Origin of the sequence: Paenibacillus sp. KS1 (assembly GCF_001680695.1) — a bacterium.
Lineage (GTDB): Bacteria > Bacillota > Bacilli > Paenibacillales > Paenibacillaceae > Paenibacillus_B > Paenibacillus_B suaedae.
This window is the reverse complement of the sequence record NZ_MAIS01000193.1, coordinates 1-2,620: the sequence shown is the minus strand read 5'-3', so window position 1 is coordinate 2,620 and position 2,620 is coordinate 1. Positions and strand designations below refer to the sequence as shown.

The window sequence follows — 2,620 nt, the reverse complement described above, 5'->3', positions numbered from 1 at the left end:
TAAATAGATACATCTATAATGGTGGTTCCTAGTACGAGCAGCTGCGCTAACAATTTTAAGGCTGTATTATCGTTTATTATCGTCACAAGTCTAATATCCGGTTTTTTTATTTAGTTCAGCTTTAATTTGTTTCCACCAATGGTGATGAAGTAATAATCGTTCAAGCAGAGGATCTACACCTAATCCAAAATGAACTTGCTTGTTTAACAATTTCTTCATTCATACAAATGCTAGAAATACCCTCTAACAGTCAAATAAGTCGTTTCTCGGCATTCATTTCCCCAACTTCTTTGGCCATCGTATCAGTCCTCCTTTATATGAATCTATATCTATTATTACCGTTTGAAAACAAAATAACCCCAATACATTGAGACTAGTATTGGAGTTATTGAATTATAGTTTCTTTCTTTTTCCTTGACGCATTTGCATCTCCATTATTAATTTATCGAGTTGTTGGCTGATTAGTATAACTTCTTCGTCTATAAAACCGCCCTTAATCTGAACAATCTCCGTAAGCTTCTGCCTAAGTTCGTTAATTTTATTCTCTAAAGAGTCTATTATCACTCACCTCACGTACACTATCTCTTCTTTCTGAGTATAATGCACGTTCTAGTAAGATATGTGAAAATATTACACTTCAATAATTTGTCGAAAAATGAAAAGAAGCATCAAATGTCGGATGACAAGAACTTAGGGACATAAAATAAAAAGCCGCATTTTACGCGGCATGAAGTGTCTAAATGTTCTTGTCATCCGATATCAAAAGATACTCCTCTCATTACCACGGGAATACGCTCCCTGATTCACCAGAGAGTGCCGCTACTGTTGTCACAAAGACCACTGTGTAAAGAAGGGACTTGGAATACAGGCTTTTGATTAAGTTTTTCATGCTTAACCCTCCATTTCTTTAGCGCTTTGAATGAAATATTTACTCAACTTTTCAAATGTAGTTTGTGGGGAGACGCGGTGCTCTAAATTTATTCGCATAATCACATTAAGGCATTCTTTCTCTTTCTTAGTGTCGTTGACTTTGGAATACCATGAGGCACTTTCCACCATCAGTTCTATGCATTGTGCATAATCACCTAGTGTTAAATAGCACTCCCCTTTGATTTTTAATAAGTCTCCGTACATTGAACAGATAAAAGGATTATTAGAATTAGCAATAGGGACGATCTCTTTGCATTTGTCCAACGTATCCTTTATTCCTGTATGGTTGTTTTGTTGTAAGTACAATTGAAGAAGTTGCCTGTATGCAGAAACTATGTGGGTATCGCTGCAAGTCTCAAGGAAGGATAAAAGTATCTCAATTGCTTTTTCAGCGTCGCCTTTCTTGGCGGCAAATTGTGCATCCATAAGGACAACATGCTCTTTAGTGTGCGGATAATTTAGATAATTGAATTGTTTATACTGTATAGAGTACATCTCAGCCTCTTTATAATCCTCTATACAAAAGTTTGCGTCTCTAAGTATTCCAAGTGCATATATTTTGTATGGACTTAGCCCATCCTCCTCCCCGAGTACTCTTTTACAGTGGTCAATGCTCTCCATGTAAATTCTCAGATTAAAGGCATGGATACCTAGCTTATAGTATAGCTCAATCCGATCTTGTTGCGACAAAAATTCAATGTAGTGAAGAATATACTTCCCACTATAATAAGTTTCCTTCAATTTGCTAAAATCATTTCGTTCAATAAGATATTTTTGGTACAGACCTTTTGCTATGTAGGGCATGATTCCGTGTGAACGCGAGTGATCTATGATGAGGGTATATAAGGATAATCTGATGGAGGGGTCTTCAATGGAGCCGATGTATTGATAAAGCTTTTCGGTTAAGTCGAAGCTGTCTTCATTAGGAGCTTCAAGGTATTTTGTTGCAACTTTTCTTATCAGATCGATGTCACTATTTTGCTGAATCGATACTGATAAAATATGTAGCAATACGTCAGATCTCTTCTCGGTATCAACATAATAATGAACGATCTCATCAAAAGAAATCTGTAACGCTACTGATAAGGCATATATAGCTGCAAATTCAGGGCGCTTTACATCGTTATTCTCAAGCCTTGATATAGCGCCTCTGTTGACACCAGACAGTTCAGACAGTTGCGTGATTGACATATTTGAGGCACGTCTAGTATCAAGTATTAGTTCACCTATCGTCTTTTGAATAAGAGTTGATTCCAATTCATTTCCTCCTCTTACTAAATTGACCAACTATATTTTACCATATTGTATAGCTCATGTAAATTGATCGATGATATGAGAAAGATAAGAAATGGAAGGAGATAATTCTAACTCTTTTGTTTTGGGTGGTGAATAGGCTTGATTATACGACTTCATTTCTCTGCATCTAGATTAATCAATGAGGCGAAATGATTTTAGGAATACACAAAATTCATGATTGTTGAAAGCTACTGTTTTCCTATTACGTGGGATAAACATGGCTTTGTTGTCTGGGTGGGTCTTTTTACTTTAGTAAGAACATGCTATATTTCAAAACGCCTATGCACATCGGTTCACCTACATGAATTATGCAAATAAAACGGGTGAAAGACTAGGGGAGACCTATCATGTTGATGGAGGAGGGAATAGTAAATATACGGTTTTCCGGGTACAA

The 2,620-nt window shown here is 36.4% G+C and carries 2 protein-coding genes; both read right to left on the bottom strand.

Translation table 11 applies throughout. The annotated features are described in order from the left end of the window. Positions 1 to 393: 393 nt before the first annotated feature. On the bottom strand, positions 394 to 564 hold the full coding sequence (locus BBG47_RS29190; protein ID WP_254659951.1) for an aspartyl-phosphate phosphatase Spo0E family protein: 171 nt from the start codon (positions 562 to 564) through the stop codon (positions 394 to 396). Between the two features lie 327 nt (positions 565 to 891). Next, complete coding sequence (locus tag BBG47_RS27630; protein WP_065294418.1) at positions 892 to 2,187, bottom strand: helix-turn-helix domain-containing protein; 1,296 nt, start codon at positions 2,185 to 2,187, stop codon at positions 892 to 894. Between the last annotated feature and the right edge of the window lie 433 nt (positions 2,188 to 2,620).